Source organism: Paraburkholderia yinzeri, from assembly GCF_046581065.1.
In the GTDB taxonomy this organism is placed as follows: Bacteria; Pseudomonadota; Gammaproteobacteria; order Burkholderiales; family Burkholderiaceae; genus Paraburkholderia.
In genome coordinates this window covers 1,001,665-1,018,667 of record NZ_JBFOCJ010000003.1, presented here as the reverse complement: position 1 = coordinate 1,018,667, position 17,003 = coordinate 1,001,665, and the positions used below count along the sequence as shown (strand labels likewise).

Below are 17,003 nucleotides of genomic sequence, written 5' to 3'. Positions count from 1 at the left end.
ACAGGCATGGTTTCCCGGACTCGCTGCACCGTTCGGGGGCGAAAAAAAGCCCGCTGCGGGGCGGGCTTGAACCATGTCAGTGGAGACATGGAGGAGACAAAAACCAGTCTAGTCCGATGATTGACGCATCGCAACATTTCAATAGTTAAATATTGTCACGTTGTGTGAATTGTGATTGATGCGCGCGCTCCGGACGCCGAGAATGGACGCTCACGCGCGTTCAGCGAAGGCGTGCGAAGGGTAGCGGCCGGCACGGTGTAGTGAGCGTGCGGGCGAGTCTGCGGATCGAGTCAGTCATTCAAGTGGAGGATCGTATGGGCATTCTGGACGAAGTGGGTAAGGTTGCCGGCGCAGTAGCTGCCGTGGAGGCGACGGAGAAGGTCGATTCGGACGCGGGCTTCCTGACGAAGGCCGCGGCGGCCGTGGCGGGTTTTGAAGGCGCGGGCGCGCTGGAGTCGATGGTCGAAAAGAAGAAGGAAGACGAGCAACAGCCGGCAGACGACAGCGCCCAGCAGGCCGACAGTTCCGACTCGCAGGCGTGATTCCGGGCGGCCAGCTCGAGCCGGGGGGCGACGGGACGGCCGGTAGGTAGTGCATGCTGATTGGTGAAGTTTGCAATCGAGCCGCGGTCTTCGACCGCGGCTTGTTTTTTTGCGGCGCGAGATTGTCGCCGCCCGAATCGCCAGCCGGGAGGGCGTGATTTTCAATAAGGTTTCCTGATCAAATTGCAGGCTCAAGCTTTCATAGCACCATTATGGAATCCTTACACGACTGCAACGAAACTTTCACGCGGTGCCGTTACCGTAACGTTGATTGACCTCCCGTTCGTCCGAACAAGATGTTCTCAAATCCTTTACGGAGACGTTACAGATGGCCATCGCATCCCCCCGCTTTCTTCCCCGTTGCGCAACTCGCGCTTCGCTTCTTTTCCTCGCTCTCGCCAGCACCGGTGTTTTTGCCCAGATGCCGGGCCCGTTCTTCGGCGGCCCCGGCTTCCTCGTGGTAAGCCGCAGCGTGTACGACAACGTTTCGAGCAACGTGCAGACGGGCGAAGTGCTGCCGCCCAACTGCCAGAACACGCAGGCCGGTTGCTCGGCCGGTAACGGCGCGACGAATGACGGGACGTATCCTTACGTCTGGAACAACGTGCTCTACGATGCGAGCTTCGGCGTCACGGCTCGAATCTTCCTCGACACCATCACGCCTGGCGGCCAGGTCGTTCGCACGCTGGAAGTGCCGAACAATCTGCATCCGAGCGAGGGTGGCGACCAGATGGTCACGAGCTTCAGTTCGAAGTCCGAACTTGCGCTCAATCTCTCCAGCGATGGACGTTATCTGACGTTCATGGGTTATGTCGCACCGGTCAACACGATCGACGTGTCGAACGCGAACACGCCGGGTGCGAACGATCCGACGAATCCGGACGGCCAGGCGTTTTATCGTGCCGTCGCGCGGCTCGACGGCGCAGGGCATTTCACCTTCACGGAAACGAACGCCTATAGCGGCAACAACGGCCGCGCCGCGGTTCTGAACAACAGCAACGGTCAGGGCTTTTACTACACGGTCGGCAACGCGGGCAACGGTTCGAATCCGCAGCCGACGAACGTGATTCTCGGTGCCGGTTCGCAGTTCATCGAGGCGACGAATCAGCACGAGGCGCAACAGTCGCCGACCACGCCGACGCCGCTGGCGAGCTTCTCGGTCACGGAGCTCGGCGCGAAGGCCGACAAGGTGGGCAAGGACGACAACTTCCGCGGCCTGACCGTGTACAACAACGTCGTGTACTTCACGAAGGGCAGCGGCAGCAACGGCGTGAACACGGTGTACTTCGTCGACACGACGGGCACGGCATGCCCGTCGGGCGTGGGCGTACCGGTGGCGGGCGCGAAGCTGCCGACCACGCCGCTCGCCTACAACTCAGCGACGTTGCAGTCGAACGGCCTGCCGAACAACGTGTGTATCCTCGCGGGCTTCCCGTCCACGCCGAACAAGACGGCGACGACGCTTGCCTATCCGTTCGGCGTCTGGTTCGCCAACGCGACCACGCTCTATGTCGCCGACGAAGGCGACGGTTATGCGGGCGGCACCGATCTTTATACGCACGCCAGGATGCAAACCACCGCCGGCCTGCAGAAGTGGGTGTACAACGCAGGCTCGAAGTCGTGGAAGCTCGCATACACGCTGCAGAACGGGTTGGATCTCGGCGTGCCGTACACGGTGCCGGGCTATCCGACCAGCACGAACGCCGCGACGGGCCTGCCCTGGGCGCCGGCCACGGATGGCTTGCGTAACCTGACGGGTCATGTGGACCACGACGGCACGGTCACGATCTGGGCGATCACCTCCACGACGAGCGGCAACGGCGACACGGGCGCGGACCCGAACCGCCTCGTCGCGATTCGTGACGTACTGAGCAAGACGTCGACGTCCGGCACGTCGCAGGAGCACTTCGTCACGCTGCGCACCGCCGGCTTCGGCGAGGTGCTGCGCGGCGTGCAACTGGCGCCGGGCGGGTTCTTCGGCCAGCCGTTCTGAGCGTAGTCGAATGAAACGCCGATTGGGCGGAGGTTCGCCCGATTGGCGTGCAGTAATCGCGCTACCGCGTGCAGACCGTGTGGCCTTTCGTGTCCACACGCACGCTCCTCCGCTGCGCGAACCTCCTTTCCGTTTCCTCTTCCGTGCCGTGATGTGACACGTTGCTGCGTGAATTCCTCATGCGGGCGATGACGAACGCGCTCTGCCGGGGGCACGCCGGAATTCCATGAGGCGTGTGCCGTCAGGCCGGGGGGCGACTCGATCCACTTCCGGTGCCCGGGATATATTATAATTTGATTATCATGTCCGAGCGGTTCCTGATCCACGAATCTGTCGGGCCTTATCCAACTCGCGCGATGCTTGCCGGCATCCGTGACTCACCAGGTGGCGAACGCCAGGGCCTGGCACCAGGAATAACACATGAGCGCATTACCTCCCTGCCCGAAATGCAATTCTGAGTTCGTGTACGAAGATGGAAACGTCTACATCTGCCCGGAGTGCGCCCACGAATGGGCTGCGAACGGAGCCACGAACGCAACGGCCGATCCGGCTGAAACGGCCGGCAAGGTCTATCGCGATTCGGCAGGCAACATCTTGCAGGACGGCGACACCGTCACGGTCATCAAGGACCTGAAACTGAAGGGCTCGGGCGGTGTGATCAAGATGGGCACGAAGGTGAAGAACATCCGCCTCGTAGACAGCGATCACGATATCGATTGCAAGATCGATGGCTTTGGCGCGATGAGTCTGAAGTCCGAATTTGTCAGGAAGGTGTGACGAAGGCCGTCACGAGACTGGAGATTGCCTGGTGGCGGCTGTGCTGATTCCGTCGGGATGGAAAGTCTCTATTTTGTCGTTGGAAGATGAAGGTGCGGGTTTCGCTCCATGCGGTCTTGATTGATCAATATCAAGATAACACCGGCTCCGAAGCTTACATTGAGTGGCGTCCAGGTGTTGGTTCATATCCGGGAGGAAGCTCATGCAAGTATCGGACATCATGACGACGGACGTCGTCTCAGTACTTTCCACCGCGACCGTTCACGAAGCCGCGACCTTGATGGCGCAGCATCACATCAGCGGGTTGCCGGTTGTCGACGAAGACGGAAACATCGTCGGTATCCTGAGCGAGGGGGATCTGCTGCGCCGCGTCGAGACAGGAACGGGCAAGCCGCAGCGTTCGTGGCTGGCCGAGTTCCTGTTTTCGAACCGGAAGCTCGCGACAGAGTACCTGAAGGAACATGCATTGAAGGTCGGCGACCTCATGACGGAAAATGTCGTCTGCGTGATCCCGACCGCGTCGCTGGCCGAAGTCGCCGACGTGCTGGAACGTCATCGCATCAAGCGTGTGCCCGTTACCGCCGATGGGAGATTGCTCGGCATCGTGAGCCGCTCGAACCTGGTGAGCGCTCTGGCGCGCGCGGCGCAGGCCGGTCCCGAGGTTGTGGCTGCCGACGCAGCCCTACGCGAGAGCGTGCTGCATGCGCTTGGCGGCCATCGATGGGCCATGGCGGCTGAGAACGTCGTCGTGAAGGACGGCGTTGTCCACCTTTGGGGCACGGTGAATTCCGAGGAGGAGCGCAAGGCCATACGCGTTTGCGCCGAACGCGTCCCCGGCGTGAAGGGCATTGAGGATCATCTCGGCTATCCCACGTATTTCGCGCCCATGTAAAAGCCGGCGCGGGTTGGCCGCCGGGGAGCGTGCGATTCCCGGACGGCTGGCCTTCAACTCCGACGATTTGCGTTTGCCGATACGGGAAAGCGGGAACCGCGTTCATGACGGTTCAGTGCGACATCAGCACCGGAAGCGTCATCGTGGCCAGGACCGTGCGCGTCGCGCCGCCAAGCACCATTTCCTGCAGCCGCGCGTGCCCGTAGGCCCCCATCACGAGCAGGTCGTAGCCACCCTCTGCGGCGTAGCTGAGCAGGGCGTCGCCCGTGGTTTCGGGGGTGTGGCGGTCGAAGTGGGCGATGTTCACCTTCGTCGCGCCATGGCGCGCGAGCATGGCCGCCAGATCCGTGCACGAAGCCTGGGTGGGATCGGGGGTGAAGGTCGTCAAAGCGGCTGCGATCGTGACGCGTGCGGCGCGCGCGATGAAGGGAATCGCGTCGTGCACGGCGCGCGCCGCCTCGCGGCTGCCGTTCCACGCAATGAGCACGTGCTCGCCGATCAATTCGAAGTTGCCGGTATGCGGCATGACGAGCGCCGGTCCGCCGGCGCCCAGGATGACCGTCTCGGCGAAGCGGTCGGCGACGTAGGCGCCCGGATCGTTCAGATCGGCTTGTCCGAGGATCGTCAGATCGGCGGTCCGGCTGTGCTGCGTCAGGGCGGCGATCGGGTCCGCGTCGGCGGCAATCCACCCTCCCTCGACCTGCGCGCGCGCAAGCTCGGCGTGGAACAGCCGCTCGATTGCCCCGCGCTGTTCTGCCCGGAGTCTGCGGTGTTCGTCGTAGTAGCCGGCCGTGCCTGCCATGACGTAGAACTCGCGCGGCTGCGGCTCGAAGGCGGCGAACAGTCCGTTCAGATGCGCGCCGTACGTGCGCGCGAGCTTCAAGGCGAGCGAAAGCCGCGCGCTGACGCGCTTGCTCGTATCCAGATGAACCGTCAGGGTCTTGTAGGTCATGGCAGATCTCCAGCACGATAGGGGAGCGATCGCGGCCCAGCCCAACGCGGGCAACGAAGTGATATGAGTCTAGAAACGGGCAGTCCTTCACCGTTGATTCAAGTCAAGCGTCTGTTGGGGCACGAATGGCGCCGGAGCGCGGCACACAAGCCAGGACATTGAGGCAGATCAATCGGAAAAATCCGGGTGTTCTTAGATTGAATACGGCGCACGTTGCGACATGCAGCAAGCAAGGTGCAGGCACATGCCGAAAAGGTGCCTGCCGGGCCAAAGCGCCTGCAGATCGAATAAAAATCTGAAGCCATGACGGGGCGGCGGTGCGCATCGAGCGGGGGAGTCAAGAATGAGGCGTTGGGGCCAAAAATCAACGTATACGCCGGTCGTTGCGCCGTACTCGCGCATCGTTGTCCTGATGACCGGGAGCGAACATGCCGCTTCGCTGCTCGGCTACGTGGCGGGTTGGGCGCGAAGAGGCGCGCGAGTTCATATTGCAGGTCTTGTGTCCTCGCTCCCGAATGAGGACAACGAGTCCGGGAATGCCCGGTTCCTGTACAGACGGATCAGTCTGGCCGCAATTGTCGACGCCGCTTGCGAAACACTCGCGCGGCACGGAATCGAGGCGGACAACGAGATCCTTCAGGCGGAGCCTGGTGCCGCGCAGACAGAAGCGCTTGCGTGCGCAGTGCGTGGCTCCGAGGCGGAACTGGCGATCGGTTCGCCGGATAGCCTGGTCTTGCTTGCGGGCTCGACGGACTGTCCGGTACTGGCGTTGCCCACGCCTTTCGCGCGTCGATGCCAGGTGCCGCCGCGGCGCATTTTCGTCGCGAGCGACGGGAGCGCCGAGTCGGCCTTCGCCGTCCGGGAAGCCGCGCGGATTGCCACGCCGGGTGTGGCGGTCCGGGTGGCTTATCTCGCATGCGATCCGGTGGCCGCGCTGCATCCCGAAGACTTCGACGCCGTCGTCCTCGAGGCGCGGCACGACAGCGATGACGTCTCGCACGCAATCGCGGAGGCGGCACGGCGGTGGCATACCGACCTGCTGATGCTGGGGCCGCGCGGCGGCCACGCGAGCGGGCGGCAGCGCTACGGCAGCATCGCGGCCGATGTTGTGCAGCGCACGGTGTTGCCGCTGCTGCTCGTGCCACAGACGTCGCAACGCGCGGGCCCCGCGGCGGCGAACGGTGTGCATTGAGTTGATATGCGTCAACGGCCGCCCCCTGCCCGACCTTATCCTGAATTGAATTGGCAAGCAGATGGCTTGCCGTCGGCACAGGCAAGGGGGCAGGTTATGGACATTTCGTTTCCGCGGACGGTTCCCGCATACGATTCGGAGTGCTACACGCTGGTATTTCCCGCCGAGGTCGACGGCGAGCGAATCCAGTGCGGCATTACCGCCGAGGCGCTCGAAGATCATTTCGGCGCGTCATCGATCGGCGAGGCGGATCTCGTCGAGGCATTTTGCACCCATCGCCGCGCCATCGAGGAGACGGCGGCCACGCTCATCAAAGCGACGCGCGGCGCGTCGGTCTTGCTGCATAGCGGTGTTTTCAGGGTTTATGGCAGGTAGCGCGCACTTTCCGCGCACGGGACGGAGATCCGCATGATGGCACTAAGAAACGGTTTCAAAAAGAGTTCGTAGGGGCTGTTAACCCGTAACGCAACCTGTTAACCTCGATTGTTGTGACAACAGGATCGAGGAGATGGGCAAACCAATCATCGACGACGAACTGTGGGCACTGATCGAGCCACTGCTACCACCAGCGAAGCCACGCCGCTTCAAGTATCCGGGTCGCAAGCCGGTACCGGATCGGGCTGCGCTGACCGGCATCTTGTTTGTGCTGAAGACCGGCATCCGCTGGCGAGATCTGCCAGCGGAGATGGGATGCGGCTCCGGCGTCAGTTGCTGGCGCAGGCTGCGCGATTGGCAGCAAGCCGGCGTGTGGGATCGACTGCACGCACTGCTGCTGGCGAAACTGCGAGCGGCCGGGAAGATCGACTTCTCCCGCGTCGTCGTCGACTCATCGTCGATTCGCGCGGTTGGGGCGGGCGAAAAACTGGCCCGAACCCCACCGATCGAGCACGACCTGGTTCCAAACACCACATCGCCACCGACGCTAACGGCACGCCGATCGCGGCAATCCTGACCGGCGCCAATCGTCACGACGTTACCCAGCTGATCCCGTTGATCGAGGCCATCGTGCCGATTAGCGGGGTGCGCGGCAGGCCGCTGAGTCGTCCTGGCCGTGTCTACGCCGATCGTGGTTACGATCATGACAAGTACCGGCGCCTCCTGCACGTGCGCAACATCCCCACCCGCATCGCACGGCGCGGTCACCCGCACGGTAGCGGCCTTGGAAAAGTTCGTTGGGTCGTCGAACGTACCCATGCCTGGTTGCATAACTTCCGCCGTTTGCGTATTCGCTTCGAACGCCGTGCGGACATTCACGACGCGTTCCTCAAACTCGGTTGTTGCCTGATCTGCTGGAACACTCTTCAGCGAACTCAACAGCCTTTATGAAACCGTCTCTAAGAGGTACAGTCGACTCAGGCAAATGGATCGTCGAGGCGGTCACGTCGCCCGCGGCACAAGGCGGGTTTACCTGCCAGATCAGTATCACGCAGAGTGCGCCCGAGCCGGAGTTCGGCCACGTTTTTGCTCATTACCGGGCATTCGAAACCGAGGAGGCTGCGGTGCTGGATGGTTTGCGCGCGGGCATGATGTGGATCGAGCTGAAGAACGGCCATGTCTTCGGGGTGTAGGACGGGGCGGCGATCCAGCGGGTCGCTCCCGCCTCACACGCGCGCAAGGCCCTCGGCATCGACGATGCGAATCTGCTTGCCGCTCGGCTCGACGAGCCCTTCCCGGTGAAAGCGCGAGAACATGCGGCTCACGGTTTCGAGCTTCATGCCGAGAAAGCATCCAATCTCTTCGCGGCTCATTTTCAGGTTGAACTGCGTGCCGGAGTAGCCGCGCCTTCTGAAGCGGGCGGCGAGATCGAGCAGGAAGGAGGCGAGTCGCTGTTCCGCGGTCATCGTGCCGAGCAGCAGCATGAGGCTCGATTCGCGCACGATCTCGCCGCTCATCAACTGGTAGAGATGGCGTTGCATGCGGTGGCTTTCGCGGCACAGCGATTCGAACTGGCCGAACGGAATGATGCAGACGGTGCTGTCCTCGAGCGCGATCGCTTCGCAACTGTGCGTGCCGGAGCATACGCCGTCGAGCCCGAGCGGTTCGCCGGGGATCTGGAAACCGGTGACCTGTTCGCGGCCGTCGCGATGCATGACGATGGTCTTGAACGAGCCCGTGCGCACGGCATAGAGGCTCTGGAACGCGTCGTGCGTCCGGAACAGCGCTTCGCCGCGGCGTACGCTGCGGGTCGTGTGGACGACGGTATCGAGTTGCTGGAGTTCGGTGGACGTGAGATCCGGCGGCATGCAGACCGCGCGCAACGAACAGGTGGAGCAGCGCGAGACGGGTTGGCGCGCCGCGGCCTCGCGAGCCACGGGGTTCAGGGGCACCACGGGCCGGTATCCCGGTGACGTCGCGGGCAGGGGGAAATCGCAGGCGGCTTCGGCATACATGGTCATCTCCAGTTCAGCGCGCGGTATTCGCGCGCTGCTTCACAAGCGCTTCGAGGGTATGGCAGGCGGCGTCGAATTCGGACGTCTTGTCGAAGAAGAAGTCGGCGCCGGCACGTTGGCAGGCCACCCGGAACGGCGCGCTGGCGTGGTTCGTCAGCACGACCGTGACGACCGATGGCTGCTCGCGCGAAAGCTGGGCGACGAGCTCGATGCCGTTGCTCGCAATCAGTCTCAGATCGACGACCGCGACGTCCGCACCGCTCGATGCGATTTTGGCCAGGGCGGTGGCCGTATCTTCGGCCTCGCCCACCACGATCACGTCCGGAATGGCCGAGAATGCCTCGGCGATTCTTCGACGTACCGGCACCGCATCCTCGACGAGGAAAACGTTCAGTTTCGGGTGAATGCGTTGGACTTCCATGCAGCCAGTATCGGCGGCGCCATCTCAAAAATAAATCGGCGACGGTGGAAAGTGGCGTACGTAGAATGGAAGTCGTGTAGGGCGATTCCTACAATCGTGCGACGCCGCGCCGCGCCGCGCCGCAGCGCGGTTTCTGCGGCTCAGGGTTCGTCCTGATCGTCGAGCAGCTTGTGGCGCAGGGCGTAACGCACGAGCGCGGCCTCGTGCGGCATCTGCATTTTTTCGAGGATGCGGACCTTGTAGGTGCTCACGGTCTTGGCGCTCACGCAAAGCGTTTGCGCGATTTCCGTGATGGTCTCTCCGGAGGCGATACGCCGGAAGACCTCGAATTCGCGATCGGAGAGGCGCTGGTGCGGGAGCGCGTCGGCAGGTTCGTTCAGGCTCTGCGCGAAGCGCTCCGCCATCGCCATGCTCACGTAGACCCCTCCGGAGGCCACTTTCGTCACGGCGCTCACGAGTTCCGCGCTGGCGCTTTCCTTCGTGAGGTAGCCCGAGGCGCCCGCCTTGAACGCGCGCACCGCATATTGATGTTCGGCGTGCATGGTCAGCACGAGGATCCGCAACCCGGGCTGCTCGTCCTTGATCTGCTTGATGAGTTCCACGCCGCTGCGCCCCGGCATCGACAGATCGAGCACCAGAACCCTGGCGTCGCACTCGCGCACGAGCGCGAGCGTGGTGGCGCCGTCGCAGCTTTCTCCCACGACTTCGAAATCGCGGGCGCTTTCGAGGATGCGGCGCAGCCCGTCACGCACGAGCGTATGGTCGTCGGCGATGATCACTTTGATCATGAAGCGTTCTCTTCGGATTGGAGGGCGTCGAGTTCGAACGTGAAGCAGATGGCAAAGCCTTCCCCCGGCGCGGTATCGATCTCGACAGTGCCGTTGAGCATGTGCGCGCGCTCGCGAATGCCCAGCAGTCCGAACGACTTGTCGTGGCGGGTGCGATGCGGCGCGCTGCCGGGATCGCCGTGCGTGCCGCGGCCGTTGTCGACGATGCGCAAGGCGCAGTGCTGCCCCTCGACTTCGAGTGTCAGGACCACGAGGCTGGCTTCCGCATGGCGGGCAACGTTCGTGAGCGCTTCCTGGACAATGCGAAAGAGGGTGGAGGCCGCGGCGTTCGAAAACACCGTGTGGCCGGTGTGGAGGTGTTGCTGGACGGCGATGCCGTAGCGGCTCGTGAAGTCGTTCGCGAGCCACTCGATTGCCGGGACGAGTCCGAGATCGTCGAGCATGACGGGCCGCAGGTCGGCTGCGATGCGCCGCACTGCCCGGACGGTCGAATCGATCAGCTTGCTCATGCCCGCGATACGCGCCGCGACGTCGGGGTCGAGGGTGTCGCCGAGCCGGTGCTCCAGCGCGGAGAGGTCGATCTTGAGCGCGGTGAGCTGCTGGCCGAGATCGTCGTGAAGCTCGCGTGCGATGCGGGTTTTTTCGGCCTCGCGCACGTTCTGCAGATTGGCGGAGAGTTCGCGCAGTTCTTCGCGCGAGCGCTTGAGGGAGTTTTCCGCCCGCAACCGCTCGGTGATGTCGCGCAGCATGACCGTGTAGAGCTTGCCGGAGACGTCGCGGATCTGCGAAATCGACGCCTCGATGGGAAACTCCTCGCCGTTGGCGCGCAGGCCGTGGAGAACGCGCTGCTGGTGGCCCATCGAGCGCTCGGTGACGCCGGTGGCGCCGAACTGCTCGACGTGCCGCTCGTGGGCCGTCCGAAACCGCTCGGGAATGAAGCGCGAAAGCGGCGAGCCGATCGCTTCCATGGCGGAGAGGCCGAATACGAATTCGGCGGCGGGATTGAAGATGACGATCCGCTGGTTCTCGTCCACGGTGATGATGGCCTCCATCGAGGAGCGGATGATGCCCATCATGCGCGCTTCGTTCTGGCGCGCGCTGCCCTCGGCGGGGGCCGGGGCGGGGGTGGCGCGCGCGCGGGCGAGGCGAAACGCGATCAGCGCGCAAACGGCGGCAATGACGGCGACCGCGAGGAGGATGACGGCCGCGCAGGCGACCGCGCCCATGAGCAGCGGGCTGCCGTTGGCGCTCGTGTCGAGCGCGAGCGTCGTGCCGCCAAACGCGCATGCGTTGACGAACGCCAGCGCCGCCGCTACGGCGGGCTGGCGGATCCGGCCGGCGAGTCGCCGCGCCGCGCCGCGCGCGGCGCGCGGATCGGCGCCCGACCTCAGGTCATGGCGCAGGGCGAAACGCTTGCACGGGACGGGAGCGTAAGCCATTCGCGTGAAGTAGGGGTTGCAGTGGAAGGAACCCGACGTTCGATTCCACGTGGGCCAGTTATCGCAATTTTACGTGGCGCGCGAACGGGCGCGGCGAAAAACCTGCTCGTCGCCCGGCGGCGCAAACGCTCCCGGCCGCCGCGGAAGCGCCGCACGGGCCAGGCGGCGATCCGGCAAACCGCCGTTCAGGCGGGCAGATTCGGCGTGCCTGTGGGTTCGCCCGGCGGGCATGAACGATCGCGATCGGGCTCTTCGGGAAGGTCGACCGTCTCCCCATATCCCGGCACGCTGCAATTCCAGTGCAGCGTTTCGGTAATGCGCCGGCGCAGCGCATCGGCCGCAGCGGGTTCGCCATGCGTCACGAACGTGCGGATGGGCGGGCATGCCATGCCGGCCAGCCAGCGCAGCGTCTCCCGATAGTCGGCATGGGCGGAAAGCGACGAGATCGAGGACACCTCGGCGCGCACGCGGACGTAATCGCCATGCAGCTTGATCGCCGGAGCGTGCGCCTCGAGAGCCGCGCCGCGCGTGCCGGGCGCCTGGTAGCCGACAAGGGCGATCGTATTGCGCGGGTCGGAGGCGTACAGGCTCAGGTGATGCAGCACACGCCCGCCCGTGGCCATGCCGCTGCCTGCGATGATGACCATCGGTCCGTCGCGCGACGCGATGGCCTTCGAATCGTCGATGGTCCGGGTCATGAATGCCGCGTGGTCGATGATGTGCAACTGCGAGACCGTCAGCCGGTGGTCGCGCATGTGGCGGCGGTAAAGGTCGGTGACGCTGATCGCCATCGGACTGTCGAGAAAGACCGGGACGTTGGCCATGCGCCCTGTCTCTTTGAGGCGGGCAATGTAGTAGAGCACTTCCTGCGCACGTCCCACGGCGAAGCAGGGCATCACGACGACACCGCCGCGCGCGAACGTGCGCGCGAACATCTCGGCCAGTTCGTCCTCCGGATGGAGCGTGGCGTGCAGCCGGTCGCCATAGGTCGACTCGACCACGAGATAGTCGGCATGCGCCGGCGGCGCGGGCGCGCGCATGAGCGGGTCCTCGGGGCGGCCGAGGTCGCCGGAGAACGCGACTATCGTATGCCCGCAGCACACCACGACGCTTGCCGCGCCGAGGATGTGCCCGGCGGGCAGCAGCCGGAAAGTCAGGCGTTCGTCGAGTGAGACCGGTACGTCGAAGTCGCGCGGACCGATGAGCCGCAGCGCCGCTTCGGCGTCTTCGAGCGTGTAGAGCGGTAGGGCGGGATGGTGCTTCGAGTAGCCGTGGCGGTTTGCAAAGGCGGCGTCTTCTTCCTGCAGGCGGGCGCTGTCGCGCAGCATCACCGCGCACAGGTCGGCCGTGCCCGGCGTGCAATAGACCGGCCCGCGATAGCCATTGCGCGCCAGTACCGGCAGGTAGCCGCAATGATCGATGTGCGCGTGCGTGAGAATGACCGCATCGAGCGTATCGGCGGGAAAGGGCAGGGGATCCCAGTTGCGCTGGCGCAGGTTTTTCGTGCCCTGGAACAGTCCGCAGTCGATCAGCACGCGCTTGCCTTGTGCTTCCAGCAGGTAGTGCGAACCGGTGACCGTTTGTGCCGCGCCCAGGAAGGTCAGCTTCATCATGCTCTCCTCGCGATGTGCCTACGATACGACCTGGCCGAGGGGGCGGCGCGGCGTCGCCGCGTCCGGCATCCCGTATCCGATGCGCAGGAGGAGCTGCGGATAGCAGGTGTCCGGCAGGTCGAATAGCGCGCCAATCCGTGCGCGCAGCGCCTCCACCTCGATGGGCTGGTTCAGGTAAGAGGCACAGAGTCCGTGCAGGGTCGCCACCAGCAATACCCGTTCGAGCGCCTGGCCTGCGGCGAGCCAGGCTTGCGCATCGTCGACGCCGGTGGCGAGGCAAAGCAGCAGCGGCGAGCCCGCCGCAAGTTCGCGATGCGTGGCGGCTACGCCGCCGCCCAGGTCGAACGTCCGGATCGCGGACGCCATCAGCGGCCTCGCAAAGTCGAGAAGGTCGCCGAGTCCGGCTGCGTAGTCCGGCATGCCGTCGTCGGTGTGGTGCGGATGGATCCATTTCGCAAGCTCGCGCCTGAACCGCGAGTCGGCGAACTGCTGGCGGTCGGCAACGGCCACGAGATCGGCAATCGCATTGCGCGGCTCCATTGCGCTCGCGCACGCTACTTCGACCTGTTCGGCGCGCGCGGCTTCCATCAGATGCCGCTCGACGGCGATTTCGACGGGCTCCGGGGAGAACGGGCGGCGTGTGGTGACTCGCTCGGGTATCGCATTCACGAGGGGAGCCAGTTCCGCCCCGGTGACACGGTTTCGCAGCAGACGCACTTCGGCGAGCAGATCGGGGTCGGCGCTCGACGGGAAGAGCGTGATCGCATAGCCGATGCCGAGGCTCGCGAGCGCCACGCGCAGATTGAAGAGCGCTGCGCCGCAACTGATGATGAGTTCGCGGTCGTAGGGGTCGACCACCGGCAAGGCGCGCAACCGGTCCGCGCACAGCATCACGCAATTCTCGCCGAGTACGAAACGCCACGGCTGGCTGTTGTGGCTCGATGGCGCGAGCGTTGCGTGGCGCAGCGCGAAGCGCACGGCGAACTCGTCGATTTGCGTGGCTGTGCCGTCTGTGGCGGCGGGCGCGATCGGGTTGTCGAGCATGGCCTGGTTTCCTTTTTCGGTTCCGGGATGCGATTGCTCTCCCCCTGTGCGGGAGCCGGCGCAACGAGCAGGGTGTGCGGCTCAGTCTAGGCGCCGAGGCTTGATCGCAATTGATATGGGTCAATCAGGCACGGTCGCCTTCGCCGCGCTTCCGACCGATTCGGAATTGATGCATGTCAATCGTGCGCAGAGCCCGCTCCCTATAGTTGAGCAAGATTTCGATCGCGCCGATTCGCGGCCGGTCGCCAACTTGCGAGGGAGGGACTGCCATGCGCAGCGAACGCATTGCTTTTGTGAGCGGAGGGATGGGAGGTCTGGGCGGCGCGATCAGCCGGAGACTGCACGATGCGGGCTTGACCGTCGCCGTTTCGCATTCGGAGCGCAACGACCACGTGGTGACCTGGCTGCAGCGCGAACGCGAGGCGGGCCGGACGTTCCATGCCTTTGTGCTCGACGTGGCCAGCTACGACTCCTGCGAAGCGTGTGCGAAACGGGTATTGGCGGAATTCGGCGCGGTCGACGTCTTGATCAACAACGCCGGCATCACGCGCGACGCGAGCTTCCTCAAGCTCACGAAGCGCGAATGGGACGACGTACTGCGCACGAATCTCGACAGCGTGTTCAATCTCACGAAGCCGTTCTTGCCCGGCATGGTGGAGCGTCGCTTCGGCCGCATCGTCAACATCGGCTCGGTCAACGGTTCGCGAGGTGCATTCGGGCAGGCGAATTACGCGGCGGCGAAGGCCGGCATGCACGGCTTCACGATGTCGCTCTCGCTGGAGGTCGCGAAGCACGGTGTCACGGTCAATACCGTCTCGCCCGGCTATCTCGCCACCGCGATGGTGGAGGCCGTGCCGCACGACATCCTGGAGACGCGCATTCTTCCGCAGATCCCGGTGGGCCGGCTGGGCCGTCCCGAGGAGGTGGCGTCGTTGATCGCCTACCTGTGCTCGGACGATGGCGCGTTCGTGACGGGCGCCAACCTGGCCGTCAACGGCGGCATGCACATGAGTTGAAGCACGAGGGTACGGCGATGCAGGTGACGTGCGCGAAGGGTGCGCTTGCGGGGCGTCTCGCGAGCCTCGGCGAGAATCGAAAAGGGAGAGAACGATGAATGCTGCCGTGCGCGATGCCGAACCCTGGATTGCGGCATCGAACCTTTCTGGCACGCCTGCGAGCGCCGCCGAGGGCGCCCCGCCCGCCACCGTGCTGGCCGACGAGTGGAACCGCACGGCCCAGGCGACCATCGCCGCCATGACGTTCGGGCTCTCGCCGATCTCGCTCGCGCTGGCCGCGATCGACTGGGGAGCGCATCTCGCGATTGCGCCGGGCAAATGCTTCGATCTCGCCGCGCACGCGTGGTTCGCGGCGGCCCGGTTTCCGGTCGCGGCGCCCGGTGCGAACGACGGCGAGGGTGACAGCGGCGTGGCGGTGCATGCGGGCGAAGCCGATCCGCGCTTTGCCGCCCCCGCGTGGTCGAACTGGCCCTTCCAGATGTATCGCGACGGCTTTCTCGGCGTCCAGCGCTGGTGGCGCGAAGCCACGCGCGGCGTGCCGGGCGTGGAGCGGCACCACGAGCAACTGGTGGGCTTCGCGGCGCGCCAGTGGCTCGATGCGTGTTCGCCCGGAAACTTCATCGCCACCAATCCGGTGGTGCTCGACGCGACGATCCGTTCGGGCGGCGCGAACCTCAAGGCGGGCGCGCGCAACTGGTTCGAAGATGCGGTTGCGCTGGCCGCGAGCCGGTCCGGCGTCCATGCGCGCGGAACGCAAACCCAGGGGCCGGGGCAGGGCGTCGCGCTCACCCCGGGGCGGGTGGTATGGCGCAACGAATTGTGCGAACTGCTCCAGTACGACCCGCTGATGCCCGACGTCGCGCGCGAGCCGATCCTGATCGTGCCGTCGTGGATCATGAAGTACTACATCCTGGACCTGCAGCCGCACGATTCGCTGATCCGCTTTCTCGTCGAATCGGGTTTCACGGTGTTTGCGATTTCGTGGTGCAACCCCGGCGCGCAAGCGCGCGATCTCGGTCTCCACGACTATCTGCGCGACGGCTTTTTCGCGACGCTCGAAGCGGTTCGCTCACGCTGCGGCGAGGCGGTGCACGCGGTGGGATATTGCCTTGGGGGAACGCTGCTCGCGATCGGCGCGGCGGCGCTGGCGCGCGACGGGCGACACGACAGGCGGCACGACAGGCTGCGCTCGATCACGCTGCTGGCCGCGTTGACCGACTTCAGCGAGCCCGGCGAACTCGGCCTCTTCATCGATGCGAGCGAGCTGGCGGAGCTCGACGCGCTGATGTGGCGCCAGGGCTATCTGGACGGCTTGCAGATGTCGGCCGCGTTCCAGTTGCTCAATGCCCGCGATCTGATCTGGTCGCGCATGATGAGCGAATATTTGCTCGGACTGCGAACGAAACGCAATGATCTGATGGCGTGGAATGCGGATACGACGCGCATGCCATACCGCATGCACACCGAGTACCTGACCCGTCTCTTTCTCGATAACGATCTCGCGGCGGGCCGCTACTGCGTCGACGGCCGTCCGGTCGCGCTCTCGGATATCGAGGCGCCGATGTTTGTCGTCGGGACCGAACGCGATCACGTGTCGCCGTGGCGTTCGGTCTACAAGCTGCATCTGCTCACGCACAACGCGCTGACTTTCGTGCTGACGGCGGGCGGCCATAACGCCGGGATCGTGTCCGAGCCCGGCCATGCGCACCGCTACTATCGATGCGCGACGCGCGAGCCCGGCGGGGCATACCGCAGCCGGCACGAGTTCGTGACGGGCACGCCGGCGTCCGATGGTTCCTGGTGGCTTTGCTGGCGCGACTGGCTGCGGGCGCGTTCGACGGGCGAGGTGCCGGCGCGCACGCCGGACGCGGGCTTCGGCGCCGCGCCTGGCGAGTACGTGCTCGAAACGTGAATCGGCCCGCTGCGATGCCGGATCTGCGCGGC

At 64.8% G+C, this 17,003-nt stretch carries 16 protein-coding genes and 1 pseudogene; 10 read left to right on the top strand and 7 right to left on the bottom strand.

Annotation, left to right across the window (positions count from 1 at the left end; all coding sequences use genetic code 11):
• The first annotated feature begins 314 nt into the window (after window positions 1–314).
• The 4 genes from WJ542_RS31400 to WJ542_RS31385 all read left to right on the top strand — a co-directional run bounded on the left by WJ542_RS31400 (window position 315) and on the right by WJ542_RS31385 (window position 4,204).
• Window positions 315–542, top strand: a complete 228-nt coding sequence (locus tag WJ542_RS31400) for a hypothetical protein (RefSeq protein WP_411193420.1) — start codon at window positions 315–317, stop codon at window positions 540–542.
• A gap of 328 nt (window positions 543–870) precedes the next feature.
• On the top strand, window positions 871–2,535 hold the full coding sequence (locus tag WJ542_RS31395) for a hypothetical protein (protein ID WP_411193419.1): 1,665 nt from the start codon (window positions 871–873) through the stop codon (window positions 2,533–2,535).
• Window positions 2,536–2,955: 420 nt separating this feature from the next.
• Window positions 2,956–3,312, top strand: a complete 357-nt coding sequence (locus WJ542_RS31390) for a zinc ribbon domain-containing protein YjdM (RefSeq protein ID WP_411193418.1) — start codon at window positions 2,956–2,958, stop codon at window positions 3,310–3,312.
• Between the two features lie 202 nt (window positions 3,313–3,514).
• Window positions 3,515–4,204, top strand: coding sequence for a CBS domain-containing protein (locus WJ542_RS31385; RefSeq protein WP_411193417.1), 690 nt, complete (start codon window positions 3,515–3,517; stop codon window positions 4,202–4,204).
• A gap of 112 nt (window positions 4,205–4,316) precedes the next feature.
• Here WJ542_RS31385 and WJ542_RS31380 read toward each other — a convergent pair whose 3' ends face one another.
• A complete protein-coding gene (locus tag WJ542_RS31380) occupies window positions 4,317–5,156 on the bottom strand; it encodes a universal stress protein (RefSeq protein ID WP_411193416.1) in 840 nt (279 codons plus the stop codon).
• Between the two features lie 499 nt (window positions 5,157–5,655).
• Here WJ542_RS31380 and WJ542_RS31375 point away from each other — a divergent pair, with 499 nt between their 5' ends.
• From WJ542_RS31375 to WJ542_RS31360, 4 genes are all read left to right on the top strand, one after another.
• A complete protein-coding gene (locus WJ542_RS31375; protein ID WP_411193415.1) occupies window positions 5,656–6,348 on the top strand; it encodes a universal stress protein in 693 nt (230 codons plus the stop codon).
• A gap of 96 nt (window positions 6,349–6,444) precedes the next feature.
• Window positions 6,445–6,723, top strand: coding sequence for a DUF1488 family protein (locus WJ542_RS31370; protein WP_411193584.1), 279 nt, complete (start codon window positions 6,445–6,447; stop codon window positions 6,721–6,723).
• A gap of 133 nt (window positions 6,724–6,856) precedes the next feature.
• Window positions 6,857–7,674, top strand: a protein-coding gene (locus tag WJ542_RS31365) for an IS5 family transposase (RefSeq protein ID WP_411186887.1) whose coding sequence is annotated in 2 segments (ribosomal slippage) — window positions 6,857–7,205 and window positions 7,205–7,674 — 819 coding nt in all. Because the reading frame shifts where the segments join, the coding sequence is not laid out codon by codon here.
• A complete protein-coding gene (locus WJ542_RS31360) occupies window positions 7,671–7,916 on the top strand; it encodes a UDP-glucose 4-epimerase (protein WP_411193414.1) in 246 nt (81 codons plus the stop codon). The genes WJ542_RS31365 and WJ542_RS31360 overlap by 4 nt, the downstream gene beginning before the upstream one ends.
• Before the next feature lie 33 nt (window positions 7,917–7,949).
• On the opposite strand, the gene WJ542_RS31355 is transcribed toward WJ542_RS31360, so the two are convergent.
• From WJ542_RS31355 to WJ542_RS31330, 6 genes and pseudogenes are all read right to left on the bottom strand, one after another.
• Window positions 7,950–8,738 (bottom strand): helix-turn-helix domain-containing protein, encoded by a 789-nt coding sequence (locus WJ542_RS31355; RefSeq protein WP_411193413.1) that lies wholly within the window; start codon window positions 8,736–8,738, stop codon window positions 7,950–7,952.
• 13 nt (window positions 8,739–8,751) lie between these two features.
• Window positions 8,752–9,159 carry a response regulator gene (locus tag WJ542_RS31350; RefSeq protein ID WP_411193412.1) on the bottom strand — a complete coding sequence of 136 codons (408 nt, stop codon included), beginning with the start codon at window positions 9,157–9,159 and terminating at the stop codon, window positions 8,752–8,754.
• 140 nt (window positions 9,160–9,299) lie between these two features.
• Window positions 9,300–9,947, bottom strand: coding sequence for a response regulator (locus WJ542_RS31345; RefSeq protein ID WP_411193411.1), 648 nt, complete (start codon window positions 9,945–9,947; stop codon window positions 9,300–9,302).
• Window positions 9,944–11,332 (bottom strand): annotated as a pseudogene (locus WJ542_RS31340) (PAS domain-containing sensor histidine kinase); the annotation flags it as partial. The gene WJ542_RS31345 and the pseudogene WJ542_RS31340, both read right to left, overlap by 4 nt.
• A 239-nt stretch (window positions 11,333–11,571) precedes the next feature.
• Window positions 11,572–12,996 carry an MBL fold metallo-hydrolase RNA specificity domain-containing protein gene (locus tag WJ542_RS31335; protein ID WP_411193582.1) on the bottom strand — a complete coding sequence of 475 codons (1,425 nt, stop codon included), beginning with the start codon at window positions 12,994–12,996 and terminating at the stop codon, window positions 11,572–11,574.
• 21 nt (window positions 12,997–13,017) lie between these two features.
• On the bottom strand, window positions 13,018–14,043 hold the full coding sequence (locus WJ542_RS31330; protein ID WP_411193410.1) for an Acg family FMN-binding oxidoreductase: 1,026 nt from the start codon (window positions 14,041–14,043) through the stop codon (window positions 13,018–13,020).
• A gap of 269 nt (window positions 14,044–14,312) precedes the next feature.
• On the opposite strand from WJ542_RS31330, the gene WJ542_RS31325 reads away from it, so the two are divergent.
• Entirely contained in the window at window positions 14,313–15,059 is a 747-nt protein-coding gene (locus WJ542_RS31325; protein ID WP_411193409.1) for a beta-ketoacyl-ACP reductase, read from the top strand.
• 94 nt (window positions 15,060–15,153) lie between these two features.
• Window positions 15,154–16,971, top strand: coding sequence for a PHA/PHB synthase family protein (locus WJ542_RS31320; RefSeq protein WP_411193408.1), 1,818 nt, complete (start codon window positions 15,154–15,156; stop codon window positions 16,969–16,971).
• Window positions 16,972–17,003 lie beyond the last annotated feature (32 nt).

What these genes read in the sequence shown, in the direction of transcription:
- WJ542_RS31400 (WP_411193420.1), top strand. Translation starts at nt 315, where the DNA reads ATGGGCATTCTGGACGAAGTGGGTAAGGTTGCCGGCGCAGTAGCTGCC.
- WJ542_RS31395 (WP_411193419.1), top strand. Translation starts at nt 871, where the DNA reads ATGGCCATCGCATCCCCCCGCTTTCTTCCCCGTTGCGCAACTCGCGCT.
- WJ542_RS31390 (WP_411193418.1), top strand. Translation starts at nt 2,956, where the DNA reads ATGAGCGCATTACCTCCCTGCCCGAAATGCAATTCTGAGTTCGTGTAC.
- WJ542_RS31385 (WP_411193417.1), top strand. Translation starts at nt 3,515, where the DNA reads ATGCAAGTATCGGACATCATGACGACGGACGTCGTCTCAGTACTTTCC.
- WJ542_RS31380 (WP_411193416.1), bottom strand. Translation starts at nt 5,156, where the DNA reads ATGACCTACAAGACCCTGACGGTTCATCTGGATACGAGCAAGCGCGTC.
- WJ542_RS31370 (WP_411193584.1), top strand. Translation starts at nt 6,445, where the DNA reads ATGGACATTTCGTTTCCGCGGACGGTTCCCGCATACGATTCGGAGTGC.
- WJ542_RS31360 (WP_411193414.1), top strand. Translation starts at nt 7,671, where the DNA reads ATGAAACCGTCTCTAAGAGGTACAGTCGACTCAGGCAAATGGATCGTC.
- WJ542_RS31355 (WP_411193413.1), bottom strand. Translation starts at nt 8,738, where the DNA reads ATGTATGCCGAAGCCGCCTGCGATTTCCCCCTGCCCGCGACGTCACCG.
- WJ542_RS31350 (WP_411193412.1), bottom strand. Translation starts at nt 9,159, where the DNA reads ATGGAAGTCCAACGCATTCACCCGAAACTGAACGTTTTCCTCGTCGAG.
- WJ542_RS31345 (WP_411193411.1), bottom strand. Translation starts at nt 9,947, where the DNA reads ATGATCAAAGTGATCATCGCCGACGACCATACGCTCGTGCGTGACGGG.
- WJ542_RS31335 (WP_411193582.1), bottom strand. Translation starts at nt 12,996, where the DNA reads ATGAAGCTGACCTTCCTGGGCGCGGCACAAACGGTCACCGGTTCGCAC.
- WJ542_RS31330 (WP_411193410.1), bottom strand. Translation starts at nt 14,043, where the DNA reads ATGCTCGACAACCCGATCGCGCCCGCCGCCACAGACGGCACAGCCACG.
- WJ542_RS31325 (WP_411193409.1), top strand. Translation starts at nt 14,313, where the DNA reads ATGCGCAGCGAACGCATTGCTTTTGTGAGCGGAGGGATGGGAGGTCTG.
- WJ542_RS31320 (WP_411193408.1), top strand. Translation starts at nt 15,154, where the DNA reads ATGAATGCTGCCGTGCGCGATGCCGAACCCTGGATTGCGGCATCGAAC.